The organism is Avibacterium avium (assembly GCF_900454535.1).
Taxonomy (GTDB): domain Bacteria; phylum Pseudomonadota; class Gammaproteobacteria; order Enterobacterales; family Pasteurellaceae; genus Avibacterium; species Avibacterium avium.
The window spans coordinates 1,108,177-1,126,004 of the sequence record NZ_UGSP01000001.1 but is presented as its reverse complement, the minus strand read 5'-3'; the positions used below and the strand labels follow the sequence as shown (position 1 = coordinate 1,126,004).

Here is a 17,828-nt window from a genome sequence, read left to right as displayed (position 1 = left end):
AATCGCTATAAATTTCTTTCAAATGATGAAAATCTGTGGGATTTCAGTATAATTGGCACAATTTATTTCATTTCATTCCACTCAAATTTAGGAAAAACGATGTTTGAAAACCTTTCTGATCGGCTCTCGAAAACCCTGCGTAACATAACAGGGAAAGGGCGTTTAACCGAAGATAATATTAAAGATACCCTGCGCGAAGTGCGTATGGCATTGCTTGAAGCAGACGTTGCGCTGCCTGTGGTTCGTGAATTTATCAATAAAGTGAAAGAACGTGCTATCGGCGAAGAAGTAAATCGCAGCTTAACGCCGGGGCAAGAATTTCTCAAAATTGTGCAATCCGAGCTTGAAAAAGCGATGGGTGAAGCGAATGAAAGCCTAAATCTTGCCACTCAGCCACCAGCGGTGATCCTAATGGCGGGTTTGCAAGGGGCGGGTAAAACCACCAGTGTGGGGAAATTAGCCAAGTTCTTGCGTGAACGTCAGAAGAAAAAAGTAATGGTGGTGTCGGCGGACGTGTATCGCCCTGCGGCGATCAAACAGCTTGAAACCCTCGCGCAAGCCGTTGGCGTGGATTTTTTCCCGTCTAACAGCCAGCAAAATCCAGTAGAGATTGTGCAAGCTGCCCTAGCAGAAGCTAAGCTCAAATTCTATGATGTGTTGATTGTGGATACTGCTGGTCGCTTGCACGTTGATGGCGAAATGATGGAAGAAATCCAAAAAATTCACACCGCACTTAATCCTGTGGAAACCCTTTTCACCGTGGACGCAATGACGGGTCAAGATGCTGCCAACACCGCAAAAGCCTTTAATGAAGCGCTACCGCTTACTGGGGTGATTCTTACCAAAGTGGACGGTGATGCGCGCGGCGGTGCGGCACTTTCTATTCGCCAAATCACCGGCAAACCGATTAAATTCTTAGGGGTTGGGGAAAAAACAGATGCCCTTGAGCCTTTCCACCCTGATCGTGTGGCTTCACGCATTTTAGGAATGGGGGACGTGCTTTCGCTAATCGAAGATCTACAACGTTCTGTGGATCAAGAAAAAGCGGAAAAAATGGCGAAAAAATTCCAAAAAGGCGATGACTTCACTTTGGAAGATTTCCGCGATCAGCTCATTGAAATGAAAAAAATGGGCGGAATGATGACAATGCTTGAAAAATTACCAGGTGCGAAAAATCTGCCTGAGCACATTAAAAATCAAGTTGACGACAAAATGTTCATCAAAATGGAAGCCATCATCAATTCAATGACCCTAAAAGAGCGCGCCAAACCTGAGATCATCAAAGGTTCACGCCGCCGCCGCATAGCGCTTGGCTCAGGCACACAGGTGCAAGACGTGAATAAATTGCTCAAGCAATTTGACGAAATGCAGCGTATGATGAAAAAAATGCGCAAAGGCGGTATGGCAAAAATGATGCGTGGAATGAAAGGAATGATGGGCGGAATGGGCGGCCTAGGTGGTCTTGGCAATATGTTCAAACGCTAATCAATAAAAATGATAAAAAATATAGCCCCGCAAAATAAAGTGCGGGGCTTTTTTTGTGTTTTTTATTCTGCTTTCGCCATTTCAAATTCGATCAACATCATTAAGATATGGATCACTTTGATGTGAATTTCTTGAATGCGATCGGCATAACGGAAATGTGGCACGCGAATTTCTACATCCGCAAGCCCTGCCATTTGTCCGCCGTCTTTGCCAGTCATTGCGATGACTTTCATTCCTTTGTCTTTCGCTGCCTTGATGGCATTTAAAATATTTTTAGAGTTGCCCGAAGTGGATAAGCCAAACAGCACGTCGCCTTTTTGCCCTACCGCTTCAATATAGCGAGAGAACACATAATCATAGCCAAAATCATTACTCACGCAGCTTAAATGGCTGACATCAGAAATAGCAATGGCTGGGTAGCCGGGGCGATTTTCACGATAGCGCCCAGTGAGTTCTTCGGCAAAGTGCATTGCATCACAATGAGATCCACCATTACCGCACGAAAGCACTTTTCCGCCTTGTTTAAAGCTATCCGCAATTAACAATGCAGCTTGTTGAATTAATTCGATATTTTTTTCATCATTGACGAATTTATTAAGCACGTCCTGCGCTTCGTTCAGCTCGGCTTTAATTTGATCTAAGTACATTTTGTTCTCCTTTTGAGATAACGCATTAAAGTTAAAATGGCGTTAATCTATCACGATTTTGCCATTAATTCATTATATTTCCGTGCCTAGGGTTGTAACGCTTGAAGCAATTCTGTAACAAAATCCAACCGCACTTTGTTATCGGTTAAATCACGCTGAAATCTAAATTTCGTTGGGCCGTCAAAGCGATACACCGCAGGGAATTGCTGAATCAGTTGCAAAAATTTTGTTGGATCAAGGCTCGCTTGAGGGGAAAACTCAATAAAGCCTCCTTGTGCTGTCGCTTCAATGCGAATGATCTGCAATGGCTTGGCTTGCAAACGCAGTTGGGCAATTTGTAATAAATTCTTGGCAGGCTGCGGCAATAGTCCGAAGCGGTCGATAAGCTCCACTTTTAATTCATCAAGCTCGTGCGTATTTTCTGCCCCTGCAATGCGTTTATAAAAACCAAGACGCATATTCACATCGCCTAGGTAGTCATCTGGCAATAAGGCTGGAATACGCAAATCAATTTCAACTTGGCGCTGGGTGAGTTCATCAAGAGAAGGTTCACGCCCCTCTTTCAACGCATTCACCGCACTTTCTAGCAGATCCATATATAAAGAAAAACCAATGCTTTCAATTTGTCCACTTTGCTCATCACCAAGCAACTCCCCTGCGCCACGAATTTCTAAATCTTGCGTTGCCAACATAAAACCTGCGCCAAGGTTATCCAGACTTTCCAAGGCTTCAAGGCGTTTCAAGGCATCTTTTGTCATTGCTTTTGGCGGTGGCGTGAGCAAATAGGCATAGGCTTGATGATGCGAACGCCCCACTCGCCCACGCAGTTGGTGTAATTGTGCTAAGCCAAAGCGATCCGCGCGTTCAATGATGATGGTGTTCGCTGTTGGAACATCAATCCCTGTTTCAATAATAGTGGAGCAAACTAGCACGTTATAGCGCTGATGATAAAAATCAGACATCACACGTTCTAACTCACGCTCTCGCATTTGCCCGTGGCCGATCACAATGCGTGCTTCTGGTACAAATGCGGCAAGATTTTCCGCACAATTTTCAATGCTCGCCACATCATTATGCAAATAATAAACTTGTCCACCACGCAGAATTTCACGCAAAATTGCTTCACGAATAATTAAATCATCAGCCTGTCGCACAAAGGTTTTAATGGTTAAACGGCGCGCAGGTGGCGTGGAGATAATAGAAAGATCACGAATGCCATTCATCGCCATATTTAAGGTGCGTGGAATTGGCGTTGCCGTAAGGGTGAGAATATCCACATTGGCACGCAGTTGCTTGATTTTTTCTTTTTGACGCACGCCAAAACGATGCTCTTCATCAATAATCAGCAGGCCGAGATCCTTAAATTTCACTTCTGGCTGAATGAGTTTGTGCGTGCCGATTAGAATATCAATCTTGCCTTCCGCTAAATCAGCAAGCAGGGCTTTTTGCTCTTTCGCCGTTTTAAAGCGTGAAAGCACTTCCACATTCACCGGCAAGTTGGCAAAGCGATCTTTAAAGTTCTCGTAATGTTGCTGAGCAAGAAGCGTGGTCGGCACAAGCACTGCCACTTGTTTATGGTTCATCACCGCTAAAAATGCGGCACGCATTGCCACTTCTGTTTTACCAAATCCCACATCACCGCAAACTAGACGATCCATCGCTTTCGGCTGCGTCATATCAGAAATTACCGCATTGATTGCCGTCATTTGATCCAAGGTTTCTTCAAAAGGGAAAGTAGCTGAAAACTGCATAAACTCATCACGATCATAATGAAATGCAAAGCCTTTTTGCGCTTCGCGGCGCGCGTACACATCAAGCAATTCAGCGGCTACATCACGAATTTTCTCCGCTGCTTTCTGGCGGCTCTTCGCCCAAGCATCACTGCCTAATTTATGCAACGGCGCGGTTTCTTCCGAGCCGCCTACATAACGGCTAATCAAATGCAGTGAGGTTACCGGCACATAAAGTTTGGAATCATTAGCATATTGCAGTAGCAAAAATTCCGATTTTATTCCCGCATTTTCTAGTGTCACCAAGCCAGCATAACGCCCTACACCGTGATCTAAATGCACCACTGGCTGACCAATTTTAAGCTCCGCTAAATGACGAATTAAGGTATCAGGATTAACCGATTTTTGTCGATCTCGGCTGCGCTGTTGCACTCGTTCGCCGAGCAATTCTGTTTCCGTAATCAACGCAAGAGAAGCCTTGCCTTTATCCACAATAAAACCACGATCTTGGCTACAAATAAGCAAACTTTGCTTTTCTTGCAAATCTGAAAGATGCGCAATTTGTTTTGGTCTTAATTTCAGCGGACTGAGCAAATCAAGCAAGGTTTCGCGCCGTCCTTCTGTTTCCACACAAAAGACAATATCACCATTAAACTGCGTCATAAATTGTTGCAAAGGTAAGAGCGGTTCTTTTTGTTGCAATTTTAGGCTTAAATCTGGCAAGGCTTGTACGGGCAAGTTTTGCTGACGCACAGAAGCACGCGCCACTTTCACCGCTTTCAAGGTGATTTTAGGAAAATGTTTGAGCTGATGATTAATTTGGTCAATGGGCAACCAAAGCTGATCTGGCGGTAATAAAGGGCGCATTGGATCAACACGGCGGCTTTCATAACGCTGTTCACAATCTTGGTAAAAACGCTCACCTTGTTGCTGGTTACTCTCAAAATCCACAAATAACGTCTGTTCAGGCAAATAATCAAATAAGGTGGCCATTTGTTCAAAAAACAGCGGCTGCCAATACTCAATCCCTGCTGCCAACGTGCCTTTGCTAACCTGTTGATAAATATGCTCAGGATCACGGCGAATCTCACCAAAGGTATCACGAAATTTCGCGCGGAAAAACTCAATGCCTTTGCTATCGGTAGGGAACTCTTGCGCTGGCAATAAACGAATTGAAGGAATTTCTTCTAACGTACGCTGCGTATCTACATCAAAGGTGCGAATGCTATCAATCTCATCATCAAAAAAATCTAAACGAAAAGGCACCGCACTTCCCATTGGAAACAGATCGAGCAACGCCCCACGCAGCGCATATTCGCCGTGTTCCAGCACCTGTTCCACCGCACGATAACCCGCATTTTCTAACTTCAGACGGAAATCATTAATCACAATGCGATCGCCTTTTTTAATCAACAACACATTGTGTTGCAAATACTCAGGCGGGCAAATTTTTTGCATTAAGGTGCTGATCGGCAAAATGAAAATGCCGTTTTTTGCATTTTGCAAATGGAATAACGCACTGAGCCGTGAAGAAATAATATCTTGATGCGGCGAAAAGCTGTCATAAGGCAAGGTTTCCCAATCAGGAAAAAAGGTAACAGGCTGCGAAACGAATTCCGCCAAAACTTTCGATAAGCGCACCGCACTTCGCGTATCTGGCGTTACAACTACGGTAAGCCCTTGGTGGCTCTGGGCAATTTCTGCAAGGGCTAAGGTATCGCTACCTGCAATAACATTGGCTAAAATTTTGTGATCATTGGCTTGCGTTGGAATATTCAAATCAAAATACATCATAAGGCTAAGTGCGGTGCTTTTTTCATCTATTTTTACGGATTAAAATTATGCTTAGTTTAGCGGAAATCCCCTTGATTGCAAAGAAAAACACTGTTGTTTTACACAGTATCAAAACTCAAATAATCCACCGCTCACTTTGACTGCCCCTATTTTAACCAGTTAAGCACCGAAGGCGGAAAAACGCTTGACGAAAGCCAATGAAATCTTTATATTCAGCCAATACTTCCCGATGGTGAGATGTCCGAGTGGTTGAAGGAGCACGCCTGGAAAGCGTGTATGTGCGAAAGTGCATCGGGGGTTCGAATCCCCCTCTCACCGCCATTATACTGTTTTTCTACAGTTCGCCTACGTTCAAAATTTCAAAAAAAAAATACAACAGAAACAATATGTTACTGTTCGTCTTTGTTCATTTTTGTTTTTCTTTGTTTGCTTATATCCACACTTTTTAGATCCCTGTTTAGCTCCCTCACCTTAAAGGGATTTTTACGAGGGTTCTAAAAGGTTAATTATCCTTTATTTTTCATAAGGTTATGAGATATGAGCAAAATTGTTAAACCTTTAACCAATACTACCGTTCAAAATCTAAAACCTATGCGCTAAGATTTGGGATTTCGCCTAATATGGGACATTCTTCCCTCCAATAAAAAAGCCCGCTAAATAGCGAGCTTGTGTCCATTAACTGATTATTTAATATTGACCAAATAATCGATTTATTTTTTCTTCTTTCGTTAGCGTTGGGTCTCGTAAAATTTTAATAATCCAAATAACACTTAATATTAGGGGAATGCCAGGTAAAATTAGCGCATATAGCAAACCACGATAGTATTCATCACTTAATGGGATTAAGTCGATCAATTTCACACCATAATGGATATAAACGAAACCAACAACGGCAAGCATAATAAATGCAAATATTCGCTTAAAACCTATCATTGCTAATATAAAGCCTATACTAAATTCATTCATCGTTTATCTCCAAAATTTATATATCTTCAATCGAGCAAATACCCGTCAGTAGTCACACTATTTCGTTCATTATTATTGCAATCTCCTTAATTCCGTAAAGCTATATTATTTTCCCTTGAAAAAGCGTTAAAGTTAAATATGTCGATTATAATCTTGCTTTTATATGAAAGCACCACACTTTATAACTCTAACTCTAAATCACTTTCCACTTGGCAGCAGCAAAGTAGCACTTCGTTTTCATTTACAAAAGCAAGTGGTGGTTCATTATAACGAACGTTACCCTTTTTTATTTTTGTGCGACAAGCGCCGCAATACCCCGAACGGCACTGATATTCAGGATAAATGCCGTTGATTTCTAATTTTTGAAGTAACGGCATTTCGTTATGATGTTCAAGGGTGATTTTTTGTTTTAATAGGGTGATTTTCATTTTTTAAAGTGGGATATTGAAATAATCGTATTTGAGTAAAATTTCTTTTTCGTGAGATAAATTTCTTTTTTTCTTTGTAATTAATAACGGGTTTCGCCGTTGAGCGACTTACTTTCTTTTGCTTGCTCAAAAAAAGTAGACAAAGAAAAAAGCCCCCGACTAAATTGCTGTTCTTCATTTTTAGCAAATTTTCTTAACGAAAAGTAAGCCCATACTCGCTACGCTGCGTTCAGGCGTTACTTTTCTAAAAATTTGTTAAAAATGAAGGCAATTTACACGGGAAATTATGATACGCCTTCATATCTCGTAGGGTGGGCTGCAGCCCACCATTTTGCTGTTTTCACTCCGTGAGTTGCCTATGTTTTTGTTTTAGGTGGGCTGAAGCCCACCCTTGTATATTAAAATTAATATAAAATAGCAACAAAACCCCGTTATCTGCATCTCGCGCCCACCCTAGGCAACAAACCGAGTTGTAGCAATGAGAGCAGATAACATTTCACCAAAAAACCGAACAGTTGCCAGACTTAAACCCGAATGCAAGGCAGGTTAATGATGAATGAACAAACTTATTGTGGTGCAGATCACAAAAAACAACAAAGTGCGGTCATTTTCCACGGAATTTTAAAAAATCCAAAAATTCCCACCGCACTTTTAATTCAACAAACTTTAAAGCTCATTCAAACTCAACACATCTGTCATATCAAACAGGCCTTTTTCTTTGCCCTCGAGCCATTTGGCTGCACGCACGGCGCCGTTGGCGAAGGTCATTCGGCTTGAGGCTTTGTGAGAGATTTCGACACGTTCGCCAATATCGGCAAACCATACGCTATGCTCGCCCACTACATCGCTGGCGCGAATGGTGGCGAAGCCGATTTCATCGCGTTTGCGTTCGCCTGTGATACCATCGCGACAGAACACGCCGTGGGTTTTGAGATCTCGTCCGAGGGTTTTGGCAATATGTTCACCCATTGATAAAGCTGTGCCTGAGGGTGCGTCCACTTTGTGGCGGTGGTGTGCTTCGATGATTTCAATGTCGCAATAATCGCCCATCACTTTGGCGGCTTTTTCTAACAATTTGAACACGAGGTTTACGCCCACGCTGAAGTTAGACGCAAACACGATACCAATTTTTTCTGCAGCAGCTTTGATCGCAGCTTTGCCTGCATCGTCAAAGCCTGTTGTGCCAATCACCATTTTTTTCTGGTGTTGAACGCAAAAATCCAAGTGCGCTAACGTGCCTTCAGGGCGGGTGAAATCAATGATTAAATCGAAATGATCTTTTTCTGCGTTTAAATCATCAGAAACTTTCACGCCAAGTTGTCCAACGCCTGCTAATTCACCCGCATCTGCGCCTACTAATGATGAGCCTTTACGTTCAAAAGCTGCGCCTAATTCCACGCCTTCTGCGCTATGTACGGCTTGAATTAATTGGCGTCCCATACGGCCACCTGCACCTACCACGGCAATTTTTAATGTCATTTTCTACTCCTGTTACGAGGTGAGTTCAATAATGGTGGTTAAGCCTGAATAAATCAGTTCACCACCGAAAAATAGGAAAACTAAACCAGCAAAATTATCGATATAACGATTGTAGCGATTGTAAAAATCGCGCACGATTTTGCGCGAAAAGAAAAAACCAATCAGCACAAAATAGAGAAAACTTTCCAAGGCCAGAAGCACGATGATAAGTACAATTTCTGTCGTGCCAGAAAAGCTCGTCATAAACCCTGACAGCACACTGCTGAAAAATACGATCACTTTAGCATTGCTGATGTTGATGAATAAGCCTTTCATCACTTCGCTAAAAAAGGACGTTTGCTTTATTTTTTGTTGGCTAGAATCGGTTAATTGTGCGTTTTGGGTAACGCGTAGCATTTTGATTCCGCAGTAAGCGAGATAGCTGCCGCCTAAGCACATAATGATATATTGCACTAAATTATTGGTGCGATTAATCAGCGCTAAGCCAAAAATCACCGCTGCTGACCAAAATAGGATTCCTAATGCAATGCCTAATGCGCCACCTACGGCATTGCGATGGCTTTCACTTGCGGCTTTGCGGCTTACGTAGAAAAAATCTGGTCCGGGGCTAAGTAAACCAGCAAAATTAACAAATAATACTGTCCACATTACAAAAAAACCTCTAACAGAACATACAACAACAAATAAATCGTAATTATGCTATAAATTGCTGCCAACACATCATCTATCATAATGCCAAAGCCACTTTTCAATTTACGATCGAAATAGCGGATCGGATAAGGCTTCAAAATATCGAAAAGACGGAATACCGCAAAACCGACCGCACACCATAGTAGATTGATTTCAGGCAACACCGCAAGCACCATAAAAATGCCCACAAATTCGTCCCACACAATCGCGCCGTGATCGTGAACGCCCATATCATCAGCGGTTTTCTGGCAAATAAAGCAACCAGCCACAAAACAAAGTGCGGTGAAAAAAAGGAAAATTTTTAGTGGCATAATCTGCAAGAGCGCCGCGCCAATTAACGTGGCAGCTAAACTTCCCCAAGTGCCGGGGGCGGGGCGAAGCAAGCCTGAGCCAAACCCAACTGCCAGTAAATGCACGGGATTGGTTAAAGAAAGTCGGTTACGGGGATCTTGTTGGGCTGTATTTTGCATAATTTTTCTATTTAAAATGATCGAAACCGCCAGTATGTGCTACGTCCACTTCTTGCCCATTACGTTGAAAAACAAGGCGTTTTTTGCCATTTGGGCGTAACGCGCGGAGCTGGCCGATACAGGTATAATTTACGCCAATGTGTTTTAAATGCTGATCGAGTTTTTCACGCTGACGATCTGGTACGGTAAAACATAGCTCATAATCTTCACCGCCAGTTAAAGCAAACTGCTCTGCTTGAGCGCGCCCGAAGGTGTTAATCAAAGCATTGGACAACGGCAATTTATCTAAATTTATCACCGCACTACATTGGCTACGTTCTAAAATATGCCCCAAATCGGCAATCAGTCCATCTGAAATATCAATGGCAGAACTGGCAAGGGCGGATACTGCTAACTCCAAGCCAAGCAACACTCGGGGTGTAGGACGAAGGTGGCGCTGAATTAAATAATCGCGCTCAAGATCTGTCCCATTTTGCACCGCACTTTGCGCTTGCGCAGGAATTTGCGTAGCCGTTTTCTTTACGGAATTCAGCAATAATGCCAAGCCTCCTGCGCTATCGCCAAGGGTGCCAGACACATAAACCCAATCGCCCACATTAGCACTGTGGCGACATAACGCCTTGCCTTTGGGGATAATACCTTGTGCGGTGATGCTAATGACGTGTAAGGCACCTTTGGTCGTATCGCCGCCAATCAGATCCACATTATAGTGATCCAACACGTCAAAAAAACTTTGGCTAAAGGATTGCAGCCATTGATGATCTATATGGGGTAAGGTTAAAGCAAGGGAGAACCACGCAGGTTCTGCGCCCATTGCGGCCAGATCGCTTAAATTGGTCGCAGCGGCTTTATAAGCCAGATCGGCGGGAGAAATAGATGGCAGAAAATGGGTATTTTCCACCATAGTATCTGTTGTAATGGCAATGCGTTGGTTTTGCCGATGTTCGGTAATCGCACAATCATCACCAATGGCAACAATCACATCTTTACGGGAAGGGCGCTTAGACGCATTAAAATATCGTTTAATTAGATCAAATTCGCCTTCACTCATTGGCTTCCTTCCCTGAAATGATTATTTACGCGATAAGGCAGGTGCAACTTTATCCAATACACCATTCACATAACGGTGGCTGTCATCTGCCCCGAATACTTTTGCCACTTCAATGGCTTCATTGATTGCCACTTTATAAGGCACGTCTAGCTCGAATTTCAGTTCATACACCGCTAAACGTAAAATCGCACGCTCGATAGGATCTAATTCATCAAGGCTACGATCCAAATAAGGGGTCATTGTCGCTTCAACCGCTTCAATATTTTCTGCGGTTTGACGCAATAATTTGCGGAAATAAGGCATATCCACGCCTTGCATATCCTGCTCGGTAATAAACGCTAATTCCACTTCTTCAATAGGATTTTGCGACACATACCAAGAATAAAGGGCTTGCACCGCACATTCTCTGGCACGGCGGCGCTGGCTTGGTTTCTTTACTTTATCGTTCATTGCAAGTTCAGCCATTATGCGTTATCAATTTGTGCTAATAAGTTGATCATTTCTAAAGCCACTAATGCCGCTTCTGCGCCTTTATTTCCCGCTTTTGTGCCTGCTCGTTCAATGGCTTGTTCAATATTTTCAGTGGTTAATACGCCAAATGCCACGGGGATTTCCGCTTGCATCGCCACTTGGCCTAAACCGCTACTCGCCTCGCCTGCTACATATTCAAAATGCGCTGTACCGCCACGGATCACCGTGCCTAATGCCACAATCGCATCATATTTTTTGCTTTCCGCTAAACGGCGAGCCACTAATGGCAACTCATAAGCCCCCGGTGCGCGCACTAAGGTGATGTTTTCATCTTTCACTTGCCCAACACGTTTTAAGGCATCTAATGCGCCTTCTAATAAACTTTCGTTAATAAAGCTGTTAAAACGTGCAATCACCACCGCAACTTTAGCGTTTGGTGCTGCAATCGCGCCTTCTAATACTTTCATAATCTGTCCTATGTTTGATGTTATGGAAATAGGGGCGGATTTTATCATAAAAAATTAAGGTTGAGATATTTTATTCTTAGGGTTAGAGAAGATTTTCTTTGTGGTTAATAACGAGTTTCGCTCGTTGAGCGACCTACTTTCTTTTGCTTGCTCAAAAGAAAGTAGGCAAAGAAAAAAGCACCCGACTAAATTGCTTATCTTCATTTTTAACAAATTTTCTTAACAAAAAGTAAGCCCATACTCGCTGCGCTGCGTTCAGGCATTACTTTTCTAAAAATTTGTTAAAAATGAAGGCAATTTACACGGGAGATGATAATACGCTTTCAATAGGTTACACCTACTAGTCCCCCTCTTTAGTAAAGAGGGGTTAGGGGAGATTTGTTTTGGAAGACACTTCACCACCTACAAGCCGTAGGCGGTTAGATAGTACAGCCACGCAGTGGCTGAGATAAGGGAATTTTCTTTGCACTTTCTAAAAATCCAAAAATTCCCACCGCACTTTAAAATTCACCCTAACCGTATTCCCCGTCCAAACCGCCCGAATGGAGATAAAATTTTTAGAAAAATCACGCCGAGCGAGAGCGTAGCGAACATCAGGCTGATTTTTTGTGAAGAAAATTTTATCGGAATGAGGAAAAGCGGTTTGATCGGGATTCCCTTTTCTTTGCTTACTTTCTTTTGGGAACGCAAAAGAAAGGAAGTCGCTCAACGAGCGAAATCCGTTATCTATCCCAAAGAAAAAAGCTATTTAACGCAAAAAACAACCATCAACCTAATTTGTAAAGAAATAAAAACACCCCGTAAAAAAATAATTACATTTTCTAAAAAGTGCGGTAAAATCTACCGCACTTTTAGTTTAACTAGGAAAATATTATGAAAAACAAGACATTTGGAAGTGCCTTGCTCGTAGCGGGGACGACAATTGGGGCGGGGATGTTGGCGATGCCGCTCACTTCGGCAGAAATGGGTTTTGGCTATACTCTTGCGTTGCTCTTTATCCTGTGGATTTTGCTTTCTTACAGTGCGTTGCTGTTTGTTGAAGTATATCAAAAAGCTGAACGCAAAGACGCAGGAATTGCGACACTCGCTGAACAATATTTCGGTATGACGGGGCGTGTGTTAGCGACCCTTTCGCTAGTGATTTTTATGTACGCCATTCTTTCCGCCTATGTAACAGGTGGCGGTTCGTTGTTAGCGGGATTATTGCCGTTTTTAGGGGATAATGCGACTTCCGTTTCCATCGTGCTATTCACGGTGGTGCTAGGCGTGTTTATCGTCATCAGCACAGGTGCGGTGGACGCACTCACCCGTTTATTATTCGTGATTAAACTGGTGGCGTTCGTGCTGGTGTTGGCAATGATGTTGCCATTGGTAACAAGCGATAACTTGCTTGCAATGCCATTGAAAGATTTCTTGATTGTATCCGCAAGCCCTGTGTTCTTCACGTCATTTGGCTTCCACGTTATTATTCCTAGTATTAACAAATACTTAGATGGCGATATTAAACGTTTACGCATTGCTATTATCGGCGGTACGGCTATCCCATTAGTGGCCTATATTTTATGGCAAATGGCAACCCACGGCGTGTTCCCACAATCGGAATTCGTGCGAATTGTGAATAATGATCCAACCTTGAATGGCTTAATCAATGCGACATTCCAAGCCACAGGTAGCTCATTAATCAGTGGCGCGGTGAGAACATTCTCAACCCTTGCATTGGTAACCTCATTCCTTGGCGTGGCGTTATCGCTGTTTGACTGCTTAGACGATTTATTAAAACGTGTAAACATTAAGGCGCACCGTATTCAACTAGGCTTATTGACCTTTATCCCGCCGTTGGCATTTGCGCTATTCTACCCAGACGGCTTTATCGCTGCCCTTGGCTATGCAGGACAAATGTTCACTTTCTATGGCTTAGTATTGCCTGTGGGCTTGGCGTGGCGCGCAAGAAAACGTTATCCAGATTTACCATATCGCGTAATGGGCGGTGGCTTAGGCTTAATTCTTGCGCTGTTATTAGGTTTATTAATTATGAATGTGCCATTCTTAATCCAAGCCGGTTATTTACCACAAGTGATTGGTTAATAAATTGATTTAACAGAAAATTTCACTTAAGCCGATCATTAGATCGGCTTTTTTATCCATATCACAAGCCTTACACCTAAAAAGCATTATTATTTTTATTGAAACTGCTTTTCAAAAAATATAGAATTAGCGAAATTTATCTCACCTTTTTATCCTATTATGAATATCAGATTTACACCGATTGCAATGGCCGTTGCCCTTGCCTTACATAGCCCTTTGCTCTTTTCCCTTGATCGCCAAAGTGCGGTGGAAAAATTAAAAGATTTAGCCGAAAACTCCCCATCAGAAGTCGATTGGCAAGACACCGATCGCACGGCGACAAGTGATTTTGTTAAACTTGCAAGAGCGATCCTAGTTGATACGGGGTTAGATTTACGTTCTTTTAATGAAAGGGAAATTTATCCAGAAGAAATAATTGAAGACAAGGACCCGCCAGACGGGTTTAGAGTAACAACAGAATTTTCACCTAACAAAGAATATCCTGATCGTTATGACTTTGAGCGCTTTTTTTACGATCTGCACGGAACGGAAATGGCTCGTATATTGCTCAATACCGCACAACACGGGCAAATTTACGCTGTTCAACGACTAGGGCTTACAGATAGCGATTGGACGCGCAGACTCCCTGCGACTAAAGCCGCAAATGAGCAATTAAAAGCACAAACCAAAGAATATGCCCCTGTTATTGCCCATATTTGGAATGAAGAAATTGCGGATAGAGATCTGGAAAGTCCTTATCTTCAATATATTGAAGAACGGTGGAAACAATATGGGGATAAGGTCGCTGAAATAGCTCAGCAAGGCTCATTACAATTATTTGCAACAGGTAATGATCATACTCAATATCCAGATAATCCTTATACTTCAGTACTAGCATTACTTGATTTTAATGACTATACGTCATTAAGAACCAATTTAAAAGATAAGGTTAAGCAATCAGCAACATAACTATGAAGAACGTTACAAAGCGGTAACTAAATCCTTAAAAAAAAGATTTACCGAATTGCAACTCCGCTACGGCTATGCTTTATCGCCACAAGTTGAATTGTTCGATGCGGTGAATTACGGCAAAGGTAAGCTGAAATATCAAAGCAGCTTTAAATGCTGAACGCAACAACAATGAAGGCCGCACAACGGGCTATGGTGCCAATGTTGGAATGGCGTGGCGTTATCCGATTACGGCGAATTTAAGCTGGCAAAATATGTTTGATCTTGCCTATGGATACAAAGAATTATCACATTTGGCAACGAGCAATGATGTGCAAATTAGCAAACTGAAAACCCAATTTAGTAGTCTTGGTGCGGTTTCCCAGCTTAATTACCAATTCGGTAATATCAATCTTTTTGCTCACACGCGCGTGCAAAAAACCTTATCCAGCAAAACCAAAGGCGAGGTAAATTATGTCGGCGTGCAAGCTAAGGTAGATCAACGCAATAAGATTTACCCGAAAACCCAAGTACAGTTTGGTGCGGGCAGTAGCTATCAATACAAAAATTGGAAAATATCTATAAGCGTCAATGTTGGTAACTACCACCAAAAAGGTACAGATATTAATCTAAGTTATTCTTTTTAATCGATAAAATCGTCATTCATTGAATGGCGATTTTTTTTATACATTTTCCACCGCACTTTATTTTTTAGAAATTTGATCTAACGCAACAAAATACCACTTTTATCTCCACACACAAAAATACCTGATAAAATTAGTCAGGTATTAATTCGTGCTGTCATATGGCTATCATTTGACAGTATTTTTCTGAGCTGCAAATGCTCTATTTACTTAAACTATGGAGATCTATTATGGGGCAATACAAAAAGCTCTGGTACACCTTAATTGTGGTGCTTATCGGCGCATTTTCTATTCTCGGTTATTTTGGAGTGGATATTTATCGTGAAGCGCCGCCCATTCCAGAAAAATATGTCAATGCCAATGGTGAAACCTTGATAACTAAACAAGATATTTTGCAAGGCCAAACGGCGTGGCAAACAACTGGGGGAATGCAACTTGGTTCAATTTGGGGACACGGCGCTTACCAAGCCCCCGATTGGACGGCAGACTGGTTACATCGAGAACTCACCAATTGGTTAGACATTACCGCACAAAAAGAATTTGGTAAAAATTTTGATGCTTTAGATGATGATCAAAAGGCTGTGTTGCAATCTCGCTTAACCCGCGAATATCGTGGAAGCAAAGTTGAAAATGGTGCGGTGCAATTATCTGATACGCGTCAGCAAGCTATTGAAAAAACAGCACAATATTATATTTCCTTATACGGTGATGATCCGCAATTTAAACTCACTCGCGATCATTTTGCGATGAAAGATAACACTCTGCCGGCATTATCGGATCGTCAAGATTTAACCAAGTTTTTCTTCTGGACAGCTTGGACTGCTTCGGCTAATCGTCCAAATACAGATGCCACTTACACCAATAACTGGCCGCACGAACCACTCATTAATAATGTGCCAACGGCAGAAAATATTATGTGGTCAATTGCCAGTATCGTTTTCTTAATCCTAGGGATTGGAATGATGGTTTGGGTGTGGGCATTCAAGAAAAAAGAAGATGAAAAAGATCCAACACCAGATGTGGTTGATCCGCTCACTAAAATTCAGCTTACACCTTCACAAAAAGCCTTGGGTAAATATCTATTCACCGTGGTCGCATTATTCATTGCACAAGTTACCTTTGGTACAATCGTGGCCCATTACACGGTAGAAGGACAAGATTTCTACGGTATTCCACTTTCTGAATATTTACCTTATTCCTTAATTCGCACTTGGCACGTTCAAAGTGCATTATTCTGGATCGCAATGGCATTCTTAGCTGGTGGCTTATTCCTTGCGCCGATTATCAATGGTGGCAAAGATCCAAAATATCAAAAACTCGGTGTCGATATTCTATTTTGGGCGCTAGTTGTCTTAGTTGTGGGATCATTTACTGGCAGCTATTTAGCAATTGCTCACCAAATTCCAAAAGAACTGAGCTTTATGTTCGGTCATCAAGGCTATGAATTTATCGATCTCGGACGTTTCTGGCAAGCAGTAAAATATGCAGGTATTTTATTCTGGCTAATCCTAATGCTACGCGGCACTATCAATGCCTTTAAACAACCTGGCGATAAAAACCTACTCGCCTTGTTCTTTGCTTCTGTTATCGCTATTGGTTTATTCTATGGCCCGGCCTTGTTCTATGGCGAACACACTCATTTATCTGTGATGGAATATTGGCGCTGGTGGGTAGTACACCTTTGGGTTGAAGGCTTCTTTGAAGTATTCTCTGTGGCGGCACTTTCCTTTATTTTTGTCAGCTTAGGCTTAGTTTCACGCCGCACTGCAACCGTTTCCACTATTGCGTCAGCATCAATCTTCTTAATTGGAGGTATTCCTGGCACATTCCACCACCTGTATTTTGCCGGGGCTACCACACCAATTATCGCCGTTGGAGCATCGTTCTCCGCGTTAGAAGTTGTACCACTCGTGTTACTCGGTTATGAAGCCTGGGAGCATTGGTCAATGCAACAAAAAGCACCTTGGATGGAACGCTTAAAATGGCCAATTTACTGCTTTGTCGCCGTGGCATTTTGGAATATGTTAGGCGCTGGCGTATTTGGTTTCTTAATCAATCCACCTATTTCGCTTTACTATGTCCAAGGGCTAAACACAACGGCAGTACACGCACACGCTGCGTTATTTGGGGTTTATGGCTTCCTTGCTCTTGGCTTTGTGTTTCTCATCGTGCGTTACTTACGCCCAAGCATTCAATTTGATGACAAACTGATGAAATTTGGTTTCTGGAGTTTAAATATCGGCTTAGTCGTGATGATTATTTCAAGCCTTTTACCAATTGGCGTAATCCAAGCACACGCCAATATGGTACACGGTTTATGGTATGCACGCGGAGAAGAATTTATGCAGCAAGATCTTTTCGTTACCCTACGCTGGGTGCGTATCCTAGGCGATGTGATTTTCGGCTTAGGCGCCCTTGCCTTCTTCTGGCAAATGGTGAAAATGGTTTTTGCAAGACAAAAATAAATCGTTATATTGATAAAATCCCCGTAAAA

Annotated in this window: 15 protein-coding genes and 1 tRNA gene; 6 read left to right on the top strand and 10 right to left on the bottom strand. The window is 42.4% G+C overall.

Features of this window, described 5'->3' with window-relative positions:
• Positions 1 to 99 precede the first annotated feature (99 nt).
• Positions 100 to 1,485: a signal recognition particle protein gene (gene ffh / locus DYC50_RS05650; RefSeq protein ID WP_115249354.1), complete on the top strand. Its 1,386-nt coding sequence runs from the start codon at positions 100 to 102 to the stop codon at positions 1,483 to 1,485.
• Positions 1,486 to 1,547: 62 nt separating this feature from the next.
• Here the strand turns inward: ffh and lpcA are convergent, their stop codons facing one another.
• Complete coding sequence (gene lpcA, locus DYC50_RS05645; RefSeq protein ID WP_115249353.1) at positions 1,548 to 2,132, bottom strand: D-sedoheptulose 7-phosphate isomerase; 585 nt, start codon at positions 2,130 to 2,132, stop codon at positions 1,548 to 1,550.
• Positions 2,133 to 2,218: 86 nt separating this feature from the next.
• Positions 2,219 to 5,653, bottom strand: coding sequence for a transcription-repair coupling factor (gene mfd, locus DYC50_RS05640; RefSeq protein ID WP_172459096.1), 3,435 nt, complete (start codon positions 5,651 to 5,653; stop codon positions 2,219 to 2,221).
• 234 nt (positions 5,654 to 5,887) lie between these two features.
• Here mfd and DYC50_RS05635 point away from each other — a divergent pair.
• Positions 5,888 to 5,977: transfer RNA gene (locus DYC50_RS05635), tRNA-Ser, on the top strand.
• A 366-nt stretch (positions 5,978 to 6,343) separates the two neighbouring features.
• On the opposite strand, the gene DYC50_RS05630 is transcribed toward DYC50_RS05635, so the two are convergent.
• The 8 genes from DYC50_RS05630 to ribH form a co-directional block, all read right to left on the bottom strand.
• Positions 6,344 to 6,622: a hypothetical protein gene (locus tag DYC50_RS05630; RefSeq protein WP_115249351.1), complete on the bottom strand. Its 279-nt coding sequence runs from the start codon at positions 6,620 to 6,622 to the stop codon at positions 6,344 to 6,346.
• Positions 6,623 to 6,801: 179 nt separating this feature from the next.
• Positions 6,802 to 7,050 carry a class I ribonucleotide reductase maintenance protein YfaE gene (gene yfaE, locus DYC50_RS05625; RefSeq protein ID WP_115249350.1) on the bottom strand — a complete coding sequence of 83 codons (249 nt, stop codon included), beginning with the start codon at positions 7,048 to 7,050 and terminating at the stop codon, positions 6,802 to 6,804.
• A gap of 666 nt (positions 7,051 to 7,716) precedes the next feature.
• Positions 7,717 to 8,529 (bottom strand): 4-hydroxy-tetrahydrodipicolinate reductase, encoded by an 813-nt coding sequence (gene dapB, locus DYC50_RS05620; protein ID WP_115249349.1) that lies wholly within the window; start codon positions 8,527 to 8,529, stop codon positions 7,717 to 7,719.
• Positions 8,530 to 8,541: 12 nt separating this feature from the next.
• The gene (locus tag DYC50_RS05615) at positions 8,542 to 9,177 is read right to left on the bottom strand and encodes a LysE family transporter (protein ID WP_115249348.1); all 636 of its coding nucleotides are present in this window, start codon (positions 9,175 to 9,177) and stop codon (positions 8,542 to 8,544) included.
• Positions 9,177 to 9,689: a phosphatidylglycerophosphatase A family protein gene (locus DYC50_RS05610; protein WP_115249347.1), complete on the bottom strand. Its 513-nt coding sequence runs from the start codon at positions 9,687 to 9,689 to the stop codon at positions 9,177 to 9,179. Before DYC50_RS05610 ends, DYC50_RS05615 begins: the two co-directional genes overlap by 1 nt.
• A 7-nt stretch (positions 9,690 to 9,696) precedes the next feature.
• On the bottom strand, positions 9,697 to 10,740 hold the full coding sequence (gene thiL / locus DYC50_RS05605; RefSeq protein WP_115249346.1) for a thiamine-phosphate kinase: 1,044 nt from the start codon (positions 10,738 to 10,740) through the stop codon (positions 9,697 to 9,699).
• A gap of 21 nt (positions 10,741 to 10,761) precedes the next feature.
• Entirely contained in the window at positions 10,762 to 11,190 is a 429-nt protein-coding gene (gene nusB, locus DYC50_RS05600) for a transcription antitermination factor NusB (RefSeq protein WP_115250167.1), read from the bottom strand.
• A 14-nt stretch (positions 11,191 to 11,204) separates the two neighbouring features.
• On the bottom strand, positions 11,205 to 11,678 hold the full coding sequence (gene ribH, locus DYC50_RS05595; RefSeq protein ID WP_103852964.1) for a 6,7-dimethyl-8-ribityllumazine synthase: 474 nt from the start codon (positions 11,676 to 11,678) through the stop codon (positions 11,205 to 11,207).
• A gap of 873 nt (positions 11,679 to 12,551) precedes the next feature.
• Here ribH and DYC50_RS05585 point away from each other — a divergent pair.
• The 4 genes from DYC50_RS05585 to DYC50_RS05570 all read left to right on the top strand — a co-directional run bounded on the left by DYC50_RS05585 (position 12,552) and on the right by DYC50_RS05570 (position 17,799).
• Positions 12,552 to 13,763 carry an aromatic amino acid transport family protein gene (locus DYC50_RS05585; protein WP_115249344.1) on the top strand — a complete coding sequence of 404 codons (1,212 nt, stop codon included), beginning with the start codon at positions 12,552 to 12,554 and terminating at the stop codon, positions 13,761 to 13,763.
• 159 nt (positions 13,764 to 13,922) lie between these two features.
• Positions 13,923 to 14,711, top strand: coding sequence for a S8/S53 family peptidase (locus DYC50_RS05580; protein ID WP_115249343.1), 789 nt, complete (start codon positions 13,923 to 13,925; stop codon positions 14,709 to 14,711).
• A 209-nt stretch (positions 14,712 to 14,920) separates the two neighbouring features.
• Positions 14,921 to 15,337 carry a hypothetical protein gene (locus DYC50_RS05575; RefSeq protein WP_115249342.1) on the top strand — a complete coding sequence of 139 codons (417 nt, stop codon included), beginning with the start codon at positions 14,921 to 14,923 and terminating at the stop codon, positions 15,335 to 15,337.
• Positions 15,338 to 15,564: 227 nt separating this feature from the next.
• Positions 15,565 to 17,799 carry a nitric-oxide reductase large subunit gene (locus tag DYC50_RS05570; protein ID WP_103855079.1) on the top strand — a complete coding sequence of 745 codons (2,235 nt, stop codon included), beginning with the start codon at positions 15,565 to 15,567 and terminating at the stop codon, positions 17,797 to 17,799.
• Positions 17,800 to 17,828 lie beyond the last annotated feature (29 nt).